At 68.1% G+C, this 2202-nt stretch carries 2 protein-coding genes and 1 pseudogene; 1 reads left to right on the top strand and 2 read right to left on the bottom strand.

Annotated elements, in window-relative coordinates:
* Positions 1 to 202, bottom strand: a pseudogene (locus tag AB0M20_RS39455) (hypothetical protein); the annotation flags it as partial.
* 89 nt (positions 203 to 291) lie between these two features.
* Complete coding sequence (locus tag AB0M20_RS39450) at positions 292 to 1692, bottom strand: hypothetical protein (RefSeq protein ID WP_364306163.1); 1401 nt, start codon at positions 1690 to 1692, stop codon at positions 292 to 294.
* 284 nt (positions 1693 to 1976) lie between these two features.
* Here AB0M20_RS39450 and AB0M20_RS39445 point away from each other — a divergent pair, with 284 nt between their 5' ends.
* A complete protein-coding gene (locus AB0M20_RS39445; RefSeq protein WP_013283833.1) occupies positions 1977 to 2180 on the top strand; it encodes a cold-shock protein in 204 nt (67 codons plus the stop codon).
* Positions 2181 to 2202: the final 22 nt, after the last annotated feature.

Genomic DNA, 2202 nt, shown 5'->3' with positions numbered 1-2202 from the left:
GTTTGGCTCCCTGGTCGCGGAACACGTCGCAGTATGCGCCACCGGCATTGCCCTTCTGTGGGCGCGCCGCGGCCGATCCGGTGGCCGAGGCCGTGGGCGCGCCGACCGGTGTGGTGGACGGGCTGTCGGCCTCTCCGCTGCCTCCGCATCCCGTCAGGCTCATCACGGCCAGACAGACTGCAGCCGTACCGATCGCAGCCATGCCGATCGCAGGCCTCCTCGTCGGGGCGCGCCAGGCGGTTGTTACTGCACTGCGCCGCATCGGTTCTCCTCCTGCTTTCGGTGGGCGGGTCACTGTCCGGAGGCCGGGCGGCGACCGGACTGGCCCGGGGAAGCTTCGGGCGTGGGCAGAACTTCTGCGTGGACGAGCGATCGGAGCTTCGGCCGCACCTGCAGGCTCAGCCAACTTCCGTAGCGCAGCCGATCGTGCAGGCCACGGCTGATCTCGTACCGGGTGATGCGATCGGTCGTCCCGTCGTCGACGGCGACGTAGTAGTTGTCCGGATTCTCGGAGTTGCTGCTGACCAGGGACTCCAGGAACACGACCTGCCCGATGATGGTCACCGGCGGGACCAGCAGGTCGTACACCGATCGGTAGAACCATCGGGCGAACAGGACGGTGCCGCAGACCCACACCGCCCAGCCGAGAACGAGCAACGCGGCCGGCCACATCCGGGCCACCTGACTTCGGCCGAGTTGTTGCGTCAGGCCGCCGAGCAACACGCCCCAGATGCCGAAGAACAGCACTGCCGGCACGAATCCGATCAATGCCACCATCGGCGATGCGCCGAAGCTCAGCGACCATCTCGAGACGACCCGAACCCAGCGGCCGGTCCACGGTGACCAGACCAGGTCACCACCAGGCTTGAAGGCAGTGGCGCCGCGCTGCGGGGAAGTGAGGCCGAAAGCCATCGCGTATGCCGGCCGGCGGTCCCCGGGCGGCGCGTTGTCGCCGAGCGGATACCGCAAAAGCTCGGCGCGCATCGAGCGACACCTGGCTGCGACGGCGATCCCGGCCCCTCTGGGCACCACGCGATTCAGCAGCCGTACCGGGAGCGTGGCTGCGGCGTAGCCGAAGAAGATGTACATCACCAACGTCCATCCACCGTCCTCGCGAAGAGCAACCACGGCCGCGAGAACGGCGGGCACGAGCAGGCCCAGGCGCAGCAGGACTCGCAGCGGCCAGGGGCCGCGGTCGGCGACCAGGTTCAACCGCCGGGCCTCGGCAATCACCTGCCTGTTGAACTCGGCGTACCACCGTTTGGCATGTTCGCCGGACTCCAACCGCAGGCCGGCAAGCGGTACCGCCCCGCCGCCCAACTGTGCCCGCCTCGCGACATGGTCGAGCACATGGCGCTCGAACGACAGCAACACCGGTTCCCCGTCCGCGTCGGCCGGGGCCGGCCCGGACGCGCTGTACCACTGCTGCCCGTGAGCGTCGCCGGACACGATCACCATCCGGCGAGCCACCAGATCCAACAGCGTGGCCACCGGCGCCGCCGGAGGCACCCTGCCATCCGCCCGGGCGAGCAGCGCGGCAAGCGCCGGTGCCGGTAACGTCCGTACGGAGCCGCCTTCGTCACCGGAAGCCACCCGTCGCCGCGGGCGCGTCGCCACCATGACGACCCCATAGGACAGCGCCCAGGCCACCAAAGCAACCTCAGCCAGGACCAGCGAGATGGGTCCGCCCACGCGACTGAGGGTATTGACCTACCGCAACGTTACGACGTGATCGTCCCCGTGCCGACCACGCGACCTGGCAGCAGACGAGGACCGCCATGGGGTCGGCGACCGGTCATGTGCTACGGTTGCCGGGTTGCAGTTTTGATTTCCGTAGACGTTTTCCGGCGCCTGATGGGGTATCTGAAACCCGTCCGGGCGCCTTTTCGTTGTTCGTGTCGTTTCGACGCGGGTGATCAACGCGGCGGCGTAAGGGTCCGCACAGTGCGGTCTCTAACAGCCTGCGAGGAGCAGACATGACTACAGGTACCGTGAAGTGGTTCAACGCCGACAAGGGCTTCGGCTTCATCAGCCCGGACGACGGCGGGGCGGACGTGTTCGCCCACTTCTCCGCGATCTCGGCGAGCGGCTTCCGCAGCCTCGACGAGAACCAGAAGGTGGAGTTCGACATCACCCAGGGCCAGAAGGGCCCGCAGGCGGAGAACATCCGCCCGCTCTGATCCACACTCTGCGAACGGCGGC

The sequence above is a fragment of the Actinoplanes sp. NPDC051633 genome (assembly GCF_040681735.1).
Classification (GTDB): Bacteria; Actinomycetota; Actinomycetes; order Mycobacteriales; family Micromonosporaceae; genus Actinoplanes.
Note: the sequence above shows the minus strand (reverse complement) of the source record. Positions and strands in the feature narration are given on the sequence as shown.

Coding starts and splice junctions, on each gene's coding strand:
- AB0M20_RS39445 (WP_013283833.1), top strand. CDS start 1,977: ATGACTACAGGTACCGTGAAGTGGTTCAACGCCGACAAGGGCTTCGGC.